The sequence below is a fragment of the Streptomyces prunicolor genome (assembly GCF_045162825.1).
GTDB classification, from domain to species: Bacteria; Actinomycetota; Actinomycetes; order Streptomycetales; family Streptomycetaceae; genus Streptomyces; species Streptomyces prunicolor.
The window spans coordinates 584721-602192 of sequence record NZ_CP108676.1 but is presented as its reverse complement, the minus strand read 5'-3'; the positions used below and the strand labels follow the sequence as shown (position 1 = coordinate 602192).

Sequence of the window (17472 nt, the reverse complement as noted above, 5' to 3'; positions counted from 1 at the left end):
ACAGGGCACCGTATCGGTGTTGGCCGCGCCGCTCGTCCGCGAGTGACCATCAACGGCATGAGCGAAACGAAGACCGCGCTGGTGACCGGCGCGAACAAGGGAATCGGATACGAGATCGCGGCCGGGCTGGGCGCACTCGGGTACCGCGTGGGCGTGGGAGCCCGCGACGAGGCCAGGCGCGAGAGCGCCGTGGAGAAGCTGCGTGCCGCCGGGGTGGACGCGTTCGGGGTGCCGCTGGACGTGACCGGAGACCGGAGCGTCACCGCTGCCGCGGAACTGGTCGAACGGCAGGCCGGGCGTCTGGACGTCCTGGTCAACAACGCCGGTATCTCAGGAGACATGGGCCCGGGATGGATCCAGGACCCGACCACACTCGCCCTCGACCTGGTCCGCACGGTCGTGGAGACCAACGTCATCGGTGTCATCCGGGTGACCAACGCGATGCTGCCGCTCCTGCGGCGCTCGGCCTCGCCCCGCATCGTCAACATCTCCAGCGCCGTCGCCTCCCTGACCCGGCAGGCGGACCCGGACATCGACATCGGCCCCGTGATGGCGGCCTACTCCCCGTCGAAGACGTTCCTCAACGCCGTCACGGTGCAGTACGCCCGCCAGTTGGCCGACACGAACGTCCTGATCAACGCCGCCTGCCCGGGCCTGGTCGCGACCGACTTCACCGGCTTCCACGGACCCCGCACCCCCGAGCAGGGCGCGGCCACCGCGATCCGCCTCGCCACCCTGCCCGACGACGGCCCGACCGGTTCGTTCTTCGAGGACGACGGGGCCATTCCCTGGTAGCCCGCCACCTGCGGGCGACTCCGGGGCCCGACCTCACTCGCGCGTGGCCCCTCGTGGCCGAGTCAGGCGTCCGCTGCCCCTGTGCCGGCGGGCGGGGACTTCGGGGAAACCACGTAAAGGGCTACGCGTAAGTAGCCGTCGTGAGCACAAGTACCGCTGCTCGGCAGGCGTTCGTGGCTCAGCGGCGTGCTGCCGCCAGTGCCGCGCGGATCTCGGCGGCGGAGGCGGGAGCGGCCGGCTGGTTCCTGTACCGGTCGTCCTTGGTCACCGAGTACGGCGCGCAGAACACCGGAGCGCCCACCTGCGAGCGCCAGCCTTCAGTGAGCGGTCCCATGTCCACGGCGTCGAATCCGAGCAGCGAAAGCAACTCGGCGGCGTGCTTCTTCGCGCCCGGGTCGTCGCCGGCGATCGGCAGGGAGGTGCGGTCGGCCGCGTCGACGGGGCGCGGCAACGCCCCGAGGTGTTGGTGGTTGATGTTGTTGAACGCCTTCACGACGTGCGCCCCGGCCAGGTGCCGCTGGAGCAGTTCGCTGTCGGTGAGCTCCCGTGCCTCGAGTTCCGGGATGGTGCCGTCACGCGGGGCGAAGTAGTTGCCGGTGTCGATGACCGTCTTGCCGGCGAGGGGCTCCCGGGGAACCGCCCCTACGGCGCCGACGGGGATCGTCACGACGACCCAGTCCCCATCTGCCGCCGCCTGTACGGGAGTTGCCGCACGGGCGCGCGGCCCCAGTTCGTCCACGAGGCCGGAAAGCGTCTGCGGCCCCCGGGAGTTGCTGAGTACGACGTCCAGGCCGGCGCCGACCGCCAGCCGGGCGAGCGTGCTGCCGATGTTGCCGCTGCCGATGAGTCCAAGTGTCGCCATGTCTGGGACTGCCTCCTGGTCGGGTGCCGTTGTTGTGGAGCCGCTGGGGAGCCGTCGGGTCGGGCAGGCCCTGCTCCGCCCTTGTGGGCGGAGCCTTTGTTTGTGCGGCTGCGGGACGGCGGCCGGCCGGTGAACGCCGGACGGCCGCCGCGGGGTTGGTCGCAGGACGTGGCGCTCAGTAGACGTAGGGAATGTCGTGGATGACGTCCTGGTGGCTGATGCGCCAGACGCCGTCGGTGCGGCGGAAGGAGAAGCGGTAGTACCCGGACTCGATCGGCTTGATGGTGCCCTGGGCGCCGAAGGTGCCGGCGGGCCACCCGCCCTCGGGCTTCTTGATTCCGACGACGTCGAAGGTGATGAACTGGGTGTCGATGCTGGCCTCGTCGCCGTCGACGGAGACCAGGTGGTCGTAGGTGGTGTGGTGGCTCCAGCCCAGGGGCGGGTGAGGTGCCATGGCCGTGGACATGGCCGCCGCGATCTGCGCTCCGCCGGAGAGCTTGCCCAGCAGCTCCGTCCCGTCGGGGCCGCGGTGGTAGTGGACCTCGACGACCGCGTCGGCCTCGTACAGCTGTGCCAACGCCTCGCCGTCGCGCTGGTCCGCGGCCCGGGTGTATCGGGAAACGATCTGCCTGATCTCGGTCTCGGTGCTCATGGCGTTCTCCGGTTCTCCGTGTGGTGTGCCCGTCGGTTTCCGGGCTGGTGCGGCAGACGGGCAGGTGCCTCGGACGGCCGCAATCTGCATGAGTGAAAAGTACATATCCTTGAGCGGAAGTGCAACTGTAAGAGTTGCTAATATGGAGGCGTCGGGAGTCACCCGGACCGAGCGGCGGAAGAAAGAGGTACGAGCATGCTGGACGTGAGGTTCTCCAGCGCGCTGAAGGCCATGCTCCTGCTGGGTCATGCCGAGGAGCAGGGCAGTCCCGTCCTCAGCTCGACCCAGCTCGCCAGGAGTCTGGACACGAACCCGAGCCTGGTGCGCAAGCTGATGGTCCCGCTGGTGCAGGACTCTCTGGTCACGTCCATCAAGGGCCGCAGCGGGGGTGTCCGCCTCGGCCGGCCGGCGGACCGGATCACGCTGGAGGAGATCTACCGCTCGGCCATCGGCGACAAGCCGCTGTGGGCCCCCCGGCCGGAGGGGCCCCGGGAGTGCCTGGTCACCAACCACTCGGCCGAGTACTTCCTCAGGCTCACCGACGAGACCGAGGCGGCCGTCCTCGCCGCGCTGGCGGGACGCACCCTCGCCGACAGCCTCGACGAGTTGCGCGCCATCGACCGGGTCGGCGAAACTCCGGCCCCGGAAAGGCAGTTGTCCGCGCCCGGCCGCTAGGCCGTGTCCGCAGAGTCCCGCCTGTCCCGCGACTCCTGGGCCGTGCTCCTACTGTCTCAAGGCCGGTGCCCCCACTCGCCGCACCGGGCGAAAGCCCAAGTACGTCCAGTACGACGACTTTCGCCCGGCACTCCGCCAACCTCGGGCCGGGGGACCCCAGGGCGCGCACCGGACGCTGCGGGTTCCGCCCTTCGGGCAGACCACGGGACTTTGCGGACACGACCTGGAGCCGGGCTCGTCGCCCCTGGAGCTCTCGCGCGGAGTGGCTCACAGGTGGTCGCTGCGGTTGGCGGCCCACAGCCGGGCGTCGCAACTGTGCCGCCGTCTCGTCCGCAGCCCCGGCCCACCGGTCGTACCGTCTCCACTCTCGCGGGCCTCCTCCAACGCCCTTCCTCACGACCGACTTTGGGTCACCCATGCCCAACTCGCCACAGTCCAAGGCATCGCGCCCGCGCCGACCGCTGACCGCCGTGGCCGCCACCGCGATGGCGCTGACCCTGGCAGTCTGCGGCTCCTCTTCCTCCACCTTCACCTCGTCCGGCGGAACGGCCGCGACCCGGACGGTCGCCACCGCACACGGCACGGTGTCCGTGCCCGCACACCCGGACGCGACCGTCCGGTTCGTGAACCGGACGGCCCAACTGGCCGCGCTGAAGCGGAAGTACGAGGACCGGATCGCGGCGGTACGCAAGATCCACGGCTCGCAACTGGCCGACGGCCACTAGGACGTGATCCAGGGCGGCTTCGACACACGAACAACGACGATTCCCCCGCCAACAACATCCGTGATCGACGGCCTGGAGAAGGCCCTGCACACGTAGACACACCGGTTGCCGGAAGGAAGGCCGCCTCCATACGGGCGAGTTCGACTGTGCAAACGGCCAAGATCTCCTTACGGTGGGACCGGTCGCCCCACGGGGGCATTGGGCACGAAGGGGGTTCCGTGGACGCCGAGTTGACCGCGTTCGTGACGACGGCGGTGACGGCTCTGACCGGGCTGATGGTGTCGGAGTCGTGGGAGCAGGCCAAGCTGAGAATCGCCCGGTTGCTCCGGCGGCGCGGTACGGATCAGGACCCACAGGGTGAACTCCAGGCGGCGAGCGACGAGTTGACGCGGGCCCGTGCGGACGGGGACGAGCGTGCCGCCGAGCGGGTGGGGGAGCGACTGCGCGACCGACTGCTGGACACCCTGCGGGACGACCCGGACACCGCACGGGAACTGGCCCGGCTGATCACCGAACTCGCACCGGACACACCGGTCACATACGTCAGTTCGGTCAGCGGATGTGTATACCACGGCCCCGCTCTCCAGGGCGCGCACATCACCGGCAACGTCACCTTCGAGGTTCCGGCACCACCGCCGCCGGGCGTGCGGGTCCGGCCGAACCAAGTACCCGCCCTGACCTATGAGTTCGTCAACAGACACAGCGATCTCGACCGGCTCCGCGCCGTGTTCACCGCAGGGCGGGCCGGTTCCGGAACCGTCGATCTCGGGGTGGTCGCGGGGGTCTCCGGCGTAGGGAAGTCCGCGACGGCCCATCGGTTCGCGGAGTTGGTCCAAGAGGACTACCCGGACGGCCAGTTGTACGTGGACTTCGCCGCGCTGCGTGACCAGTCGGGGTCCGCGCCCGCCGCCGTCTCGGACGTCTCCGAGGCGCTGGCCACCTGCCTGGGCTCGCTCGGCGTCGGCAAGGACGCCATGCCGCAGACGGTCGAGGCCCGCCGCAACCTGTTCCGGTCCTGCACCACCGACCTCCGTATCCTGCTCGTCCTCGACGACGTCGCCGAACCCGCACACGTGCGCGCGCTCATCCCGAAGGGACCCGGCAGCGGGGTGCTGGTCACCACCCACGCGAAACTCGGCGAACTCGCGGTCAGGGACGGCGCGCAGCTGATCGCCCTCAAACCGCTCGACGCGCACGGCGGCCTGGCCCTGCTCGACGACTTCTGCCCACCGGGCACCGTGGCCGCCGACCGCGCGGGCGCCGAACGCCTGGTGGGCCTGTGCGGCGGCCTGCCCGTCGCCCTGCGGATCGTGGCGGCCCGGCTGGTGACCGAGGACGGTCTGACCGTGGCCGAGCTGGTGGAGGAACTGTCCGACGAGACGGACCGGTTGGCCGGACTGTCGCTGCCCGCCGAGGAGCTCTCCGTGTCCGCCGCCCTGGGACCTTCCTACCGACTGCTGCCACCCGACGCGGCACGGCTCCACCGCCTGCTCGGGTGGCTGCCGACCGGACTGTTCGACGTAGGGGTGGCCGCGGTCGCCGCCGACATCGACGTCCGGGAGGCGAAGCGGCTCCTCGGGGTGCTCGCGAGCGCGAGCCTCGTGGAGCGCAGGGCGGACAAGCGGTACGCGATGCACGACCTGATCCGACTGCACGCGCGTGAGCGGGCCACGGACGAAGAACCCGCAACCGAGGAAACGGCACTGGTCGGGCGGGTGGCCACGCACTACCTCGTACTGGCCGCGCTCGCCGACCGGGCGATCAAGAGGAACCGGCTACGGATCGCCGACCTGAGCGCGCTGCTCGCCGACGTCACCGACCCCTTCGCCGCCGTCGGCGGCCCGTCCCCGCTCGGCTGGCTGGACACCGAACGCGCCGCGATCCTGGGCGTCCTGCGCGCCGCCTCCCGGCATGGCTGGAACTCCCTGGTCTGGCCGTTGGCCGAGGCGTTCACGGCCCTGTTCCTCAACCGCCGCTACCTCGACGCGTGGCGGGAGTCCCTGGAGCTGGGCGTGGCGGGGGCCGTCGCCGTGGCCCGCTCGGCCACCACAGCGGGCGAGATCACCGAGGCCACGGCCGCCGAGGCACGGCTGCGCAGCCTGCTCTCCCGTCCGCTCCTGGACCTGGGCCGGCGCGAGGAGGCGCGCATCGCCCTGGAGTCGGCCGTCACCGCCGCCGAAACCGCCGGAGACATCCAACTCATCGCCTCGGTACTGGAGTTCCAGGGCCGCTATCTCGACAGGTACGACCCCGAGAGCGCGGTCGCCGTCTACGAACGCTCCCTCGCTCTGAACGAACAGGCCGGACAGACCCGCGGCGCGGCGATCGCCGCGTTCTTCCTCGGCTGCGCGCTGGACGCCCGCGGCGACGACGTCGAGGCGCTGACCGCTCTGCACCGGGCCCATGACGCCCTGCTGGCCGACGCGGAACCGGACGTACGGATGGCGGCCCGGGCGCTGGCCGCCATCGGAGCCGTACACGATCGTCTCGGCGACACCGCGGCGGCGGACCGCGAGCTGCGGGAGGCGGTCGCGATCCTGCGGGAGCGCGATGCGCTGCACTACGCGGCCGACCCCCTGATGCGGCTCGCCGACATCGCGCGGCGGACCGGCGCCGACAAGGACGTGGTGCGCGGCTTCCTCACCGAGGCGCTCGCGATCCACGACGGCGAGGGCAGCCCGGCGGCGGAGGAACTGCGGCGCCGAATCGCGGAGTTGGACGCCGACGACTGAGGCGCGCGGTCCTTCACCGGGCGTCCGGCCGGACCCGCAGGACGACATCCTCGGCCGGCCGGTCGCCCGTCCGTACCGTCACCGCGCGGTCGTCCAGCGGGAGACCCGCGCGGAAGCAGGCGTAGACGACAGCGGCCAGAAGCTGCGGATCACCGAGTGCCCCGGTGCCGGACGCCTCCACGACCGGTCCGTCCCGGAACCCCGCCAGGCAGGTCCGCCCGTGTACGTCCGACACGGCCAGGAGACTGCCGGGCAGCCGGTCGAGCGTCTCCCGAACCCAGCGCAGCGCACCCGGCGTCGTCGATTCGGCCCCGCGCCGGACGATGACCGAGGCACTCGCGGACACCCGACCGTCGCGTTCGTCGTCCGTGCACATGAGATGGGAGAAGGACGTGGAGTCGTCGACCACCGAACCGCCGCCTCCGGCGACGGCCGCCGGGACGCGCGTCACGGTGACGGTCGGCCCGCCGTCCTCGTCGTGGACGTCGGTGGTCACCCGCCACGCGGTGACGGGCGTGGTGGCCGGCTCGGGGCGGGGCACGGCGAGCGGATACGGCGGTTCCGAGGCGGGCTCCGTCAGCCCGAGCAGGCGGTACAGGGCGGTGCGCAACCGGGCCGGCGCGTGGCCCGGTTCGGCGAAGGCCCGTGCGGTGACCTCCGCGTAGCGCTCCGGCTCGTGCTCCCGTACGACGTCCTCGATCCGGGTGCGCAGGTCTCCGCGCGCGTCCAGCCGGGGCGCCAGGTCCCCCAGCGCGTGAGCGGCCGTACCCGGAACGGCGTCGGCACCGAACGCGGCGAGCAGCAGCGGGGTGCCCAGGGCCGCGCCGTACAGGCTGACCGACCCGTGGTCGCCGATGACGACGTCGGCCGCGACGAGGGCGGGGCGCCAGGCGTGCACCGCGGGCATCAGCAGCAGCCCCGCGTCCAGGGCCGCCGCCTGAAGGGTGCGGAGCGTCCAAGAGCCGTGCGCGGCCCAGACGTTGGGGTGGACGATCGCGCCGACTCGGTAGCTGTCGTAGGGGAGTTGGGTGAGGAGGCGGGCGGGAAGGTCCGGCTGGGTGCCCAGCAGGGAGGTCGGTCCCCAGGTGGAGCTGACCATGACCAGTCGCTGGTGTTCCGCGACGCCCAGTGCTTCCCGGTAGGCCGATCTCAGTGGCGCGCTGTTCGTCAGTTCGTCGAAACACGGATCGCCCACCAGGAGGGTGCGCCCGGCGATCTTCGGGTGGGTGGCGAGGAGTTGTTCCTCCTGCGAGGGATGCGAGATGGCCAGCCAAGCGCGGCCCGATTCGAGCAGCGCGTCCGGGACGACACCGGACAACCGCTCACCCGGACCGCGCGAGTCGGGCACGAACTTCTGGAACCCCACGCCGTGCGGCAGCACGAGGACCGGACAGTCGCCCTCCGGTACGTCGATGTTCTCGCTCGCGGAGAGGATGAGATCCGGAGCGATGTCGTCCAACTGCTCCCAGGGCAGCACACGGCACCCGGCATCGTGCAGGAGACCCAGGACACCGGAGTCGAAGGCCGAGGTCGGGTCGTGCGCGAAGACGACGGTGACACGGTGGTCGCCGCGCAGCAGTGCCGGGAGCGCTTCGAGGACACGGACGGTCGACGTGACCGTGCGGGCGGCCACCACGAGGGTTCGCTCGCCGGGAAAGGTGCTCCACCGATGGGCGTCCTGCCCCACCGGCACACGGAGTGGTGCCCTACCGATCATGGCATCGCCCCTCGGCCGGCTCCCCGACACCGATCAGCTTGCGGCTTGCGGCTTGCGGCTTGCGGCTTGCGGCTTGCGGCTTGCGGCTTGCGGCTTGCGGCTTGCGGCTTGCGGCTTGCGGCTTGCGGCTTGCGGTAACGGTCACCTATCACACCTCAAGCCGCGTTTCCACCTTTCGCTTCGGGACGGTTCGCTTCGGGACGGTCTCGTCGGTCGCGAACGAATACAGGTTAACTACGGCGGCGGTCCGTACCGAAGCTCGGCGGCCTCGCCCGACAAGTTTGCTTCAACAAGAGGGATTCCGAGGCAGGGGGCGGCCTAGTCTCTGAGACGGATGATCACCCCCTCACCCCTAGGAGCGCATGTGACGCACCTCAGACGGCAGTCCACAAGACGCACCGCTGTCCTCCGCCGCAGCGCCGTCGTCGCCACCGTCCCCGTCGCCCTCACGGCCCTGCTCGCGGCCGCCGCACCCGCCGGCGCCACGACGATCGGCTCGGCCGGCGTCGGCGACCCGTACTTCCCGCTCTCCGGGAACGGCGGCTACCACGTCGCCCACTACGACCTGACGCTCCGCTACGACCCGACCAGTCGCCATCTGGACGGCAAGGCGGTCCTCACCGCCCGCGCCACCGAGAAGCTCACCCGCTTCGACCTCGACTTCAAGGGCCTCAAGGTCACCGGCCTCACCGTCGACCACGCCAAGGCCGACTACCGCCGCGACGGACAGGAACTCGTCGTCACCCCGCGCCGGGCCGTCCGCAAGGGACAGAAGTTCCAGGTCACCGTCACCTACAACGGCGTCCCCGAGCAGGTCACCGACCCGGACGGCTCGGCGGACGGCTGGATCGCCACCGACGACGGCGCCTTCGTGGCCGGTGAGCCGCAGGGCGCGATGACGTGGTTCCCGGCGAACAGCCACCCCAAGGACAAGTCGTCGTACGACTTCACGATCACGGTCCCGCAGGGGCGCACCGCGGTCGCCAACGGCGTTCTCCTCGGGGAGAAGACGGCGCACGGGAAGACCACGTTCCGCTGGCACGCGCCGGAGCCGATGGCCGCCTATCTGGCGACGGCGACGGTCGGGAAGTTCAAGGTGGAGCAGTACACCACCCGCGACGGGATCAAGGTGTACAACGCCGTCGACCCCCGTGAAGTGGCCGCCGCCGCGCCCGTGTTGAAGAAGCTGCCCTCCGTCCTGGAGTGGGAGAGCAAGCTGTTCGGGCCGTACCCGTTCCGTTCGGCCGGGTCGATCGTCGACCACGCCCCGGACGTCGGATACGCCCTGGAGACGCAGGGGCGGCCGATCTACGACTCGGCGCCGGACCTCAGCACCCTCGTGCACGAGAACGCCCACCAGTGGTTCGGCGACTCCGTGTCGCTGACCTCCTGGAAGGACATCTGGCTCAACGAGGGCTTCGCGACCTACGCGGAGTGGCTCTACAGCGAACAGCACGGCGGCAAGACCGCCCAGCAGACCTTCGACGCCCTGTACGCCCGCAAGGCGACCGACGGCCTGTGGGCGTTCCCGCCCGGCGACCCGGGCAGCGGCGCGAACATCTTCGGCACGCCCGTGTACGCCCGCGGAGCCATGGCCCTGCACGAACTGCGCCTGGCCGTGGGCGACAAGACCTTCTTCGCGATCCTTCGGGCCTGGGCGGGAGCACACCGCTACGGCCACGGAACCACGGCGCAGTTCATCAGCCTGGCGGAGCGGAAATCGGGCACAAGCCTGGATGCCCTCTTCCACACCTGGCTCTACACGAAAGGCAAGCCGACCCAGCCGTAGGAGCTGACGAGTTCCTCACATGTGTCGGTCATCGTCGACTCATGATCACTCGTATTCCCTCGGTCGCACTCGTCGCCGCATCCGTTCTCCTCACGGGATGCGGCGGCGGTGCCCTGGCGGCGACGGACCACACGTCCGCTCCCCCTGCCGCCTCCTCGTCCGCGCCGTCGCCCTCGTCGGAGATATCCGCAGAGGCGGCACCCCGCCAACTCCCGGGCGTGGGGCCCAAGATGCTGGCCCGCATACCGGCGACCACCGAACAGGTCGTCCTGGTCACCGGCCGCGGCGAGGACTCGCCCCTCTCCACCCTCGCCCTGTACGAGCGCACCGACGACGGCTGGGAGCAGACCGTCAGTTGGGCGGCGCACAACGCGCTCAAGGGCTGGTCCGACCACCACATGGCCGGTGACCTGCGCTCGCCGATCGGTGTCTATTCGCTCACCGACGCGGGCGGACTGCTCAAGGACCCCGGCACCAAGCTGTCGTACGACCACGGGTCGGGCTTCGTCTCGCCCGGCACCGGCTTCGAGGGCGAACCCCTCGCCGGGTCCTTCGACTACGTGATCGCCATCAACTACAACCGCCGGCCCGGCACTTCACCCCTCGACTGGACCCGCCCCCTCGGCGCCTCGCGCGGCGGCGGCATCTGGATCCACGTCGACCACGGCGGCCCCACCCACGGCTGCGTCAGCATCGCCGAGGACCACATGAAGGAACTCCTGCGCACCCTGGACCCGGCCCGGCACCCCGTCGTCGTCATGGGCGACGCAGCCGCCCTCGACCACTGACCGCTTAGGATCCGCCAGGTGTGCGCACATGTGCTGGTCGCCGAGGACGACGAGATGCAGGCCGAGCTGATACGACGCTCCCTGCTGACGGAAGGCCACACCGCGACCGTGGTCCACGACGGGGCCGCCGCCATCGAGGCGGCCCGGAAACTGAGACCCGACCTCGTGGTGCTCGACCTCATGCTGCCGGTGATCGACGGCTTCGGGGTGTGCCGGGTGCTGCGCGGTGACGACGACATCCCCGTCCTGATGCTCACCGCCCGCTCCACCGAGGACGACATCCTGCTCGGCCTCGAACTCGGCGCCGACGACTACATGACCAAGCCGTACAGCCCGCGCGAGCTGATGGCCCGCATCCGCACGGTCCTGCGGCGCAGCGGCCGGACCACCGAGGACCGGCAGGAGGACACCGTCGTACGGGCGGCGGGACTGTCCGTGGACGCGGTACGGCACGAGGTGCGCTGCGACGGGGCGCCGGTCGACTGCACACCGGCCGAGTTCGAGATCCTGCTCGCCATGACCGCCGAGCCCGAACGGGTCTTCTCCCGGCGGCAGTTGCTCCAGTACACCCGAGGCCTGGACCGGGCGTCCACGGAGCGGGCCGTCGACGTCCACATCATGAACCTGCGCAAGAAGATCGAAGCCGACCCGCGCCGCCCGGTCCGGCTGCTGACCGTGTTCGGCGTCGGCTACAAGCTGCGCGGCGGGCGCGCGTGAGGCCCCGGATACCGCTGCGCAAGCGGCTGTTGGTCCGGCTGCTGGTCGCCACCGTGCTGATCGCGCTCTGCTCGGTCGGCGCGACGGCCTGGCTGGCGGTGCAGACCACCACCCGGGCCATCCGGGAGGAACAGGGCCAGGACCTCGCCGACGACATGCGCATCCTCGCGCAGCTCAGCGGATACGCCGCGACCCACCCCGACTGGAAGGGCGTCGCGCCCACCGTCCGCGCACTGTCGAAGAAGATGGGCCGCCGCATCGCCCTCACGACCACCGACCGCGCCCTCATCGCCGACTCCGCACCGCACGGCACCTCCCTGCCGCCCCGCGCCGCCGCGAGCGTCGACCCCCTGCACACCGACACCTACACGGAACCCGGCGCACAGCTCAGCGGTCTCGACCCCCGGGTCGTCGGACCGTACCGGCTGACGGCGAAGGAGCGGGCCCGGCTGGCGAAGCTGGCCAAGGACCGCCAGGCGTGCTTCAGACAGAGCGGAATCGACACGACCATCACGATGACGCCGAGCGGACGTCCCGTCCTCACCGACGCGAACGGCAACAACGCCAATGACTCTGTGCCGGAGCCGTGCGCCGACGGGAAGCTCAACACCCCGACCGCCACCGAGAACAAGGCGTTGAAGAGCCTGATAGTGAGCGCCCAGCCCTGCCTGGTGCGGGGCGGCCTGACCTTCAAGGTCCCGTACTTCGGGGTCGACATCTCCGACAAGAGCCTCGGGTCCCGCTACGTCATGGGCGCGTACAACAAGTTGGGCGACGCGGCCGACATACGCAAGGCGCAGGCCTGCACCGACAACGCCCGCCGCGCCCAACTCGACCCCTACGTAGCGCCGGTGGCCGAACTCTTCCTGGGCGGCGGGGACACCACCGCCCCCCGCTTCGACGTCTCCCCGGCGAACAAGGCCAAGGTCGTCGGCGCGGCGGCGGCCGTACTGGCACTCACGGTCCTGGTGACGGCCGTCGTCGCCACCAGACTCGTACGACCCCTGCGCGCACTGACCGAAGCGGCCCAGCAGCCACCGGAGTTGCACGTCCGGGTGCCGGTGAAGACCCGGGACGAGACCGGCATCCTGGCCGAGGCGTTCAACGACCTCACCGAACGCCGGGAACGCATGGAGGCCCAGCGCAAGGCCATGGTCAGCGACATCGCCCATGAACTGCGCAGCCCCCTCACCAACATCCGCGGCTGGCTGGAGGTCACCCGGGACGGCTTCGTCGAACCCGACTCGGCGCTGCTCGGCTCCCTGCACGAGGAGGCGATGGTCCTCCAGCGCGTCATCGACGACCTCCAGGACCTCGCCGCCGCCGACGCCGGCACCCTGCGCCTGCACCGCGAACCGGTGCGCGTCGAGGACCTCGTCGACCAGGTCGTCGCCGCCCACCGCGTCTCCGCCGACGCGGCCGGGGTCACCCTCACCGGCAGGACGGACAACTCCCTCTGGCTGGAGGCGGATCCGGTCCGTATGCGCCAGGTGCTCGGCAACCTCGTGTCCAACGCGCTGCGCCACACCCCTGCCGACGGCACCGTCACCGTGACCGCGTGGCGCGACGGCGACGACATCGTCCTGACCGTCGCCGACACCGGAATCGGCATCGCGCCGGAGAACCTCCAGCACGTCTTCGAACGCTTCTGGCGCGCCGACCAGTCCCGCAGCCGCCGCACGGGAGGCAGCGGCCTGGGCCTGTCCATCGTCCGAGACCTGGTCGCCGCGCACGACGGCACGGTCGAGGCGGCGAGCGAGCCCGGCGCGGGGTCGGTGTTCACGTTGCGGCTGCCCAACTCCGCGGCACCGGAGGGGGATTAGCGGCAACTCGACTCACCTCCACTGGACGGGAGTCGGTGACGGCTCGACTCGCGTTCGCTGGGCGGGGGGTGGTGACTGCTCGACCCCCGTACACCGGCCAGGAACTGGTGGTCCCCCAACTCGCGGCTGTTGGACGGGGATTGGTGGCCGATCAACTCTGGTTCAGCGAAAGGGGATTGGAGCCCGTTCAACTCCCTTCCACTGGGCGGAGATCGGCGACGCCTCAACTCCAGACCGCCCTCCGACGGCGATTGACGCCCTCTCAACTCCCCACCGCTCCCCGCGATCGAGCGCGATCACTGCTCCCGCAGCCCCCACGGCGACCCGTACTCCGTCAACAGGTCCAGGAACGGACCGGCCGGGAACGCCTCCGGGCCCAGCACGCCCGAGCCGGTCCACGCGCCCGTGGCCAGCAACTCCAGGGCGATCACCGGGTTGATGGCCGTCTGCCAGACCACCGCCTGGGAGCCGTACTCCGCCATCGACCACTGGTTGTCGACCACGTGGTAGAGGTACACCTCGCGCGGCGCCCCGTCCTTCGTGCCGCGCACCCACGTGCCCGCACACGTCTTGCCGTGCATACGGTCGCCCAGCGTCGCCGGGTCGGGCAGACAGGCGGCGACAACATCCCTCGGCGACACGGCGGTCGGCCCCGCAGCACTCGGCACGGTGACGGGCTCGGTGCGGTCCAGGCCCAGCAGGTGCAGGGTCTTGAGCGTCTCGATGAAGTCGCCGCCCAGACCGTACTTGAAGGTGACCCGGCGCGCGTCGACCCAGCGCGGGACCAGCAGCACCTCCTCGTGCTCCACGTTCACGCACTCCACCGGACCGATGCCCTCGGGGAAGTCGAACACCTCGGGGTCACTGAACGGTTCGGTGGTGAACCAGCCCCGGTCGGCCTCGTAGACCACCGGCGGGTTCAGACACTCCTCGATCGTGGTCCAGATGCTGAAGGAGGGCGCGAAATCGTAGCCGTCGACGGTGAGGTTCGCGCCGTCGCGGATGCCGATCTCCTCGATCTCGTCGAAGAGTTCATCGGCCGCGTACCGCGCGAACACGTCCGAGAGCCCCGGCTCCACCCCCATCCCGACGAGCGCCAGCGCACCCGCCTTCTCCCACTCCTCCGCCTCCGCGAACTGCGCGTCCCCGAGCTTGACCCCGCACTCCTCGTACGGCCGTTCGGGATGCGGCCGGGACAACGACATAGCCATATCGAGGTAGTTGGCCCCGGCGGTCCGCGACGCACGGAACAGCGGCAGGACGAAGCGCGGGTCGGTCGCGTTGAGCAGCACGTCGCACTCGTGCGACCGCAGTGCCGCTACGACGGCGTCCTCGTCGCTCGCGTCCAGCCGCGCGGCACGGAAGCGGGCGCCGGCGTCCCCGAGCGCGGCGACCGCGGCCTGCGCGCGCGACAGGTCGTAGTCGGCGACCACCATCGCGTCGAAGAACGGACGCCGGGCCGCGATCCGGGTGACCGCGGTACCCACACCACCGGCTCCCACGAGCAGTACACGCATGGCAAGAACTCCTTCACCACAGAGAGTCACGAAAGTCGACCGGGCCCTGGCGGAGATACAACGCCGGTCGCGCGGATAAGGTCAATGGCGTTGGCATAAGGACGCGCAGGGACGCGTATGGACGTGCAGGGAGGCCGCGATGCCGAAACCGGTGGTGTCCGAGGAGAAGCGCCGACGGCGCCGCCCCACCAAGAACGGCACGGTCCTCTCCGAGCAGCTGATCGTCGACACGGCCCTGCGCATGCTCCGCGAACACGGCAGCGCGGGCCTCACCGCCCGCCGCCTCGGCCTCGCCCTGGACGCCGACCCCAGCACGCTCTACCGCTACTTCCGCGGCATGGACGAGCTGACCCTGGCCATCGGCGACGCCCTGGTCGGGCAGGCGCTGCGGGGCTGGGAGCCGACGGGGGAGTGGCGGGCCGACCTGCGCGCGATCGGCCTGCGCATCCACGCCGCGTACGTCGCCCACCCGCAGGCCGCCCAACTGACGGCGAGCCGTGTCACCGGCCGCCCCAACGAACTGGCCGCCGACGAGGCCGTACTGGACGTCCTGCGCACAGCCGGCTTCCCCCTCCCCGACACCGTACGGATCTACCACGCGTTCATCGACCAGACCCTGGCCTTCGCCGCGTTGGACGCCGCGTCCCTGGCCCTCCCGACCGCGTCCCTCCGCGCCGACGAGGCCATGTGGCGCTCGACCTACGCCCGTCTACCCCGCACCACCCACCCCCGCATCGCCGAGGCGGCTCCACTCCTGGCGGCCCGCATGGTCGACAGCGCGTATCCGACGGCGTTGGAGATGCTCCTGGACAGCGCCGCCGCCCAGCTGAAGTCCGGGCGTCCCTGAGCAGCCCGCACAAGTTCCACCGCGATGCGGAGGCGCCCTAAAGGGGCGCGAGACTGTGTCGATATGCGGCTCCGCCGCGTGGGCGCGACCAGCCACAACGGCGCCGCAGCGGAAAAACGACACACAGCCCCCCGCAACGGAGCCGCACATCTACACGACCGATGGCGCGCTCAGCCTCGCAACGCCTCCGTCGCCGCCCCCACGACCACCTCCGCCACCGCCGCCAACGCAGGCGAGTCCAACTTCCACTGCTGCCAGTACAGCGGGACATCGACCGACCGCGACGGCGCGAAGTTCACCAGCCGCCCGGCATCCAGCAGCGGCAGCGCCTGCATCTCCGGGACCATGCCCCACCCCAGCCCGGCGGCGACGGCGGCCACGAAGCCCTCCGACGTCGGCACGAGATGCCGTACCGCACTCGCGCCGCCCTGCCCCCGCCGCAGCCGTCGTACGAAGGAGTCCTGGAAGTCGTCCCGCCGGTCGAAGGTGATCACCGGGACCTCGGCCAGGGCGTCCCGCAGCGGACCGTCGCCCAGATACGTCTCCCTGAACTCCGGGCTCGCCACCGGCAGATAGCGCATCCGCCCGAGCGTACGTACCGAGCAGCCCGGGACGGCGTCCGGTGACGAGGTCACCGCCGCCATGACCAGGCCCTCGCGCAGCAGGGCCGCCGTATGGTCCTCGTCCTCGCGGCGGAGTTCGAAGCAGACCCGGAGTTCGCGCGGGACGCGGGTGAGGGCGTCCAGGAACCAGGTGGCGAGCGAGTCGGCGTTCACCGCGATCGATACGCGGGTCGGTTCGCCCGCCTCGCTCATGCCCAGCTCGGCGCGTGCGTCCCGTTCCAGGCGGGCCAGTTGGCGGGCGAAGCGTACGACCACCTCGCCGGACTCCGTCGTGCGCACCGGTTTGGTGCGCAGCAGGAGGACCCGGCCCGTGCGCTGCTCCAGGGCCTTCACGCGCTGGCTGACCGCAGAGGGTGTCACATGCAGCGCGGCGGCAGCCGCGTCGAACGTGCCCTCGTCCACCACCGCCAGCAGCGTCCGCACCTGATCGAGGGGCAGCTCCGAAACCATCACGAGCGCTAATGTTACGTAAGAATCTTTAGCTGTACTCCTGATGCCGGTGTCCTTAGCGTCGAGGGCGTGACCAACGCACTCTCCGCCGCCGCCGCGGGATTCGGCACCGGCCTCTCGCTCATCGTCGCCATCGGCGCCCAGAACGCCTTCGTCCTGCGCCAGGGCATCCGCCGCGACGCCGTCCTCGCCGTGGTCGGCATCTGCGCCCTGTCCGACGCGCTCCTCATCGCGCTGGGCGTCGGCGGGGTAGGCGCGGTCGTGGTCGCCTGGCCGGGCGCGCTCAAGGCCGTCGGGCTCATCGGCGGCGCCTTCCTGCTCTGCTACGGCGTGCTCGCCGCCCGCCGGGTCTTCCGCCCCGCCGCCCTCCGGACCGAGGGCGAGACGACCGGCTCGCGCCGCCGGGCCGTCCTGACCTGTCTGGCGATGACCTGGCTCAACCCGCACGTCTACCTGGACACCGTCTTCCTGCTCGGCTCCATCGCCGCCGCCCGCGGCCCGCTGCGCTGGACCTTCGGACTCGGCGCCGTCTGCGCCAGCCTGTGCTGGTTCACCGCACTCGGCTTCGGCGCCCGCCTGCTCAGCCGTTTCCTCGCCAAGCCCTCGGCCTGGCGGGTGCTGGACGGCCTGGTCGCCGCGACGATGATCGGTCTCGGCGCGATGCTCGCCGCCGGTGCGTGAGACGGCGGATTCGGCAGCCACAGCCGCTCCTGCGATAGTGAACCCCGGCCGATTAGATGTAGCGAGCAATCAGGAAGCC

The 17472-nt window shown here is 70.9% G+C and carries 15 protein-coding genes; 10 read left to right on the top strand and 5 right to left on the bottom strand.

Translation table 11 applies throughout. The features are described 5' to 3' along the window. The first annotated feature begins 57 nt into the window (after window positions 1–57). Window positions 58–795 carry an SDR family oxidoreductase gene (locus OG588_RS02705; protein ID WP_405945846.1) on the top strand — a complete coding sequence of 246 codons (738 nt, stop codon included), beginning with the start codon at window positions 58–60 and terminating at the stop codon, window positions 793–795. A 178-nt stretch (window positions 796–973) separates the two neighbouring features. Here OG588_RS02705 and OG588_RS02700 read toward each other — a convergent pair whose 3' ends face one another. Further along, the gene (locus OG588_RS02700; protein WP_405945845.1) at window positions 974–1657 is read right to left on the bottom strand and encodes an NADPH-dependent F420 reductase; all 684 of its coding nucleotides are present in this window, start codon (window positions 1655–1657) and stop codon (window positions 974–976) included. 175 nt (window positions 1658–1832) lie between these two features. Then, complete coding sequence (locus tag OG588_RS02695; RefSeq protein WP_366094752.1) at window positions 1833–2309, bottom strand: nuclear transport factor 2 family protein; 477 nt, start codon at window positions 2307–2309, stop codon at window positions 1833–1835. A 195-nt stretch (window positions 2310–2504) separates the two neighbouring features. Here OG588_RS02695 and OG588_RS02690 point away from each other — a divergent pair, with 195 nt between their 5' ends. From OG588_RS02690 to OG588_RS02680, 3 genes are all read left to right on the top strand, one after another. Then, window positions 2505–2984, top strand: coding sequence for an RrF2 family transcriptional regulator (locus OG588_RS02690; RefSeq protein WP_405945844.1), 480 nt, complete (start codon window positions 2505–2507; stop codon window positions 2982–2984). Window positions 2985–3400: 416 nt separating this feature from the next. Next, a complete protein-coding gene (locus OG588_RS02685; protein ID WP_405945843.1) occupies window positions 3401–3709 on the top strand; it encodes a hypothetical protein in 309 nt (102 codons plus the stop codon). A 218-nt stretch (window positions 3710–3927) separates the two neighbouring features. Beyond that, window positions 3928–6441 carry an NB-ARC domain-containing protein gene (locus tag OG588_RS02680; protein ID WP_405945842.1) on the top strand — a complete coding sequence of 838 codons (2514 nt, stop codon included), beginning with the start codon at window positions 3928–3930 and terminating at the stop codon, window positions 6439–6441. A gap of 13 nt (window positions 6442–6454) precedes the next feature. On the opposite strand, the gene OG588_RS02675 is transcribed toward OG588_RS02680, so the two are convergent. Beyond that, window positions 6455–8158 (bottom strand): hypothetical protein, encoded by a 1704-nt coding sequence (locus tag OG588_RS02675; RefSeq protein WP_405945841.1) that lies wholly within the window; start codon window positions 8156–8158, stop codon window positions 6455–6457. A gap of 364 nt (window positions 8159–8522) precedes the next feature. Between OG588_RS02675 and OG588_RS02670 the strand changes: the two genes are divergently transcribed. The 4 genes from OG588_RS02670 to OG588_RS02655 are packed head-to-tail and all read left to right on the top strand — an operon-like array spanning window position 8523 to window position 13275. Then, complete coding sequence (locus tag OG588_RS02670; RefSeq protein ID WP_405945840.1) at window positions 8523–9947, top strand: M1 family metallopeptidase; 1425 nt, start codon at window positions 8523–8525, stop codon at window positions 9945–9947. 41 nt (window positions 9948–9988) lie between these two features. Beyond that, complete coding sequence (locus OG588_RS02665) at window positions 9989–10735, top strand: L,D-transpeptidase family protein (protein WP_405945839.1); 747 nt, start codon at window positions 9989–9991, stop codon at window positions 10733–10735. A gap of 18 nt (window positions 10736–10753) precedes the next feature. Next, the gene (locus OG588_RS02660; RefSeq protein ID WP_405945838.1) at window positions 10754–11452 is read left to right on the top strand and encodes a response regulator; all 699 of its coding nucleotides are present in this window, start codon (window positions 10754–10756) and stop codon (window positions 11450–11452) included. Then, complete coding sequence (locus OG588_RS02655; protein ID WP_405945837.1) at window positions 11449–13275, top strand: sensor histidine kinase; 1827 nt, start codon at window positions 11449–11451, stop codon at window positions 13273–13275. The genes OG588_RS02660 and OG588_RS02655 overlap by 4 nt, the downstream gene beginning before the upstream one ends. A 296-nt stretch (window positions 13276–13571) precedes the next feature. Here the strand turns inward: OG588_RS02655 and OG588_RS02650 are convergent, their stop codons facing one another. Beyond that, a complete protein-coding gene (locus OG588_RS02650) occupies window positions 13572–14792 on the bottom strand; it encodes a saccharopine dehydrogenase family protein (protein WP_405945836.1) in 1221 nt (406 codons plus the stop codon). A gap of 139 nt (window positions 14793–14931) precedes the next feature. Between OG588_RS02650 and OG588_RS02645 the strand changes: the two genes are divergently transcribed. Continuing rightward, the gene (locus OG588_RS02645; protein WP_405945835.1) at window positions 14932–15639 is read left to right on the top strand and encodes a TetR/AcrR family transcriptional regulator; all 708 of its coding nucleotides are present in this window, start codon (window positions 14932–14934) and stop codon (window positions 15637–15639) included. Between the two features lie 170 nt (window positions 15640–15809). Here OG588_RS02645 and OG588_RS02640 read toward each other — a convergent pair whose 3' ends face one another. Continuing rightward, a complete protein-coding gene (locus OG588_RS02640; RefSeq protein ID WP_405953038.1) occupies window positions 15810–16712 on the bottom strand; it encodes a LysR family transcriptional regulator ArgP in 903 nt (300 codons plus the stop codon). 69 nt (window positions 16713–16781) lie between these two features. On the opposite strand from OG588_RS02640, the gene OG588_RS02635 reads away from it, so the two are divergent. Continuing rightward, window positions 16782–17393 carry a LysE/ArgO family amino acid transporter gene (locus OG588_RS02635; protein ID WP_405945834.1) on the top strand — a complete coding sequence of 204 codons (612 nt, stop codon included), beginning with the start codon at window positions 16782–16784 and terminating at the stop codon, window positions 17391–17393. The last annotated feature ends 79 nt before the right edge of the window (window positions 17394–17472 follow it).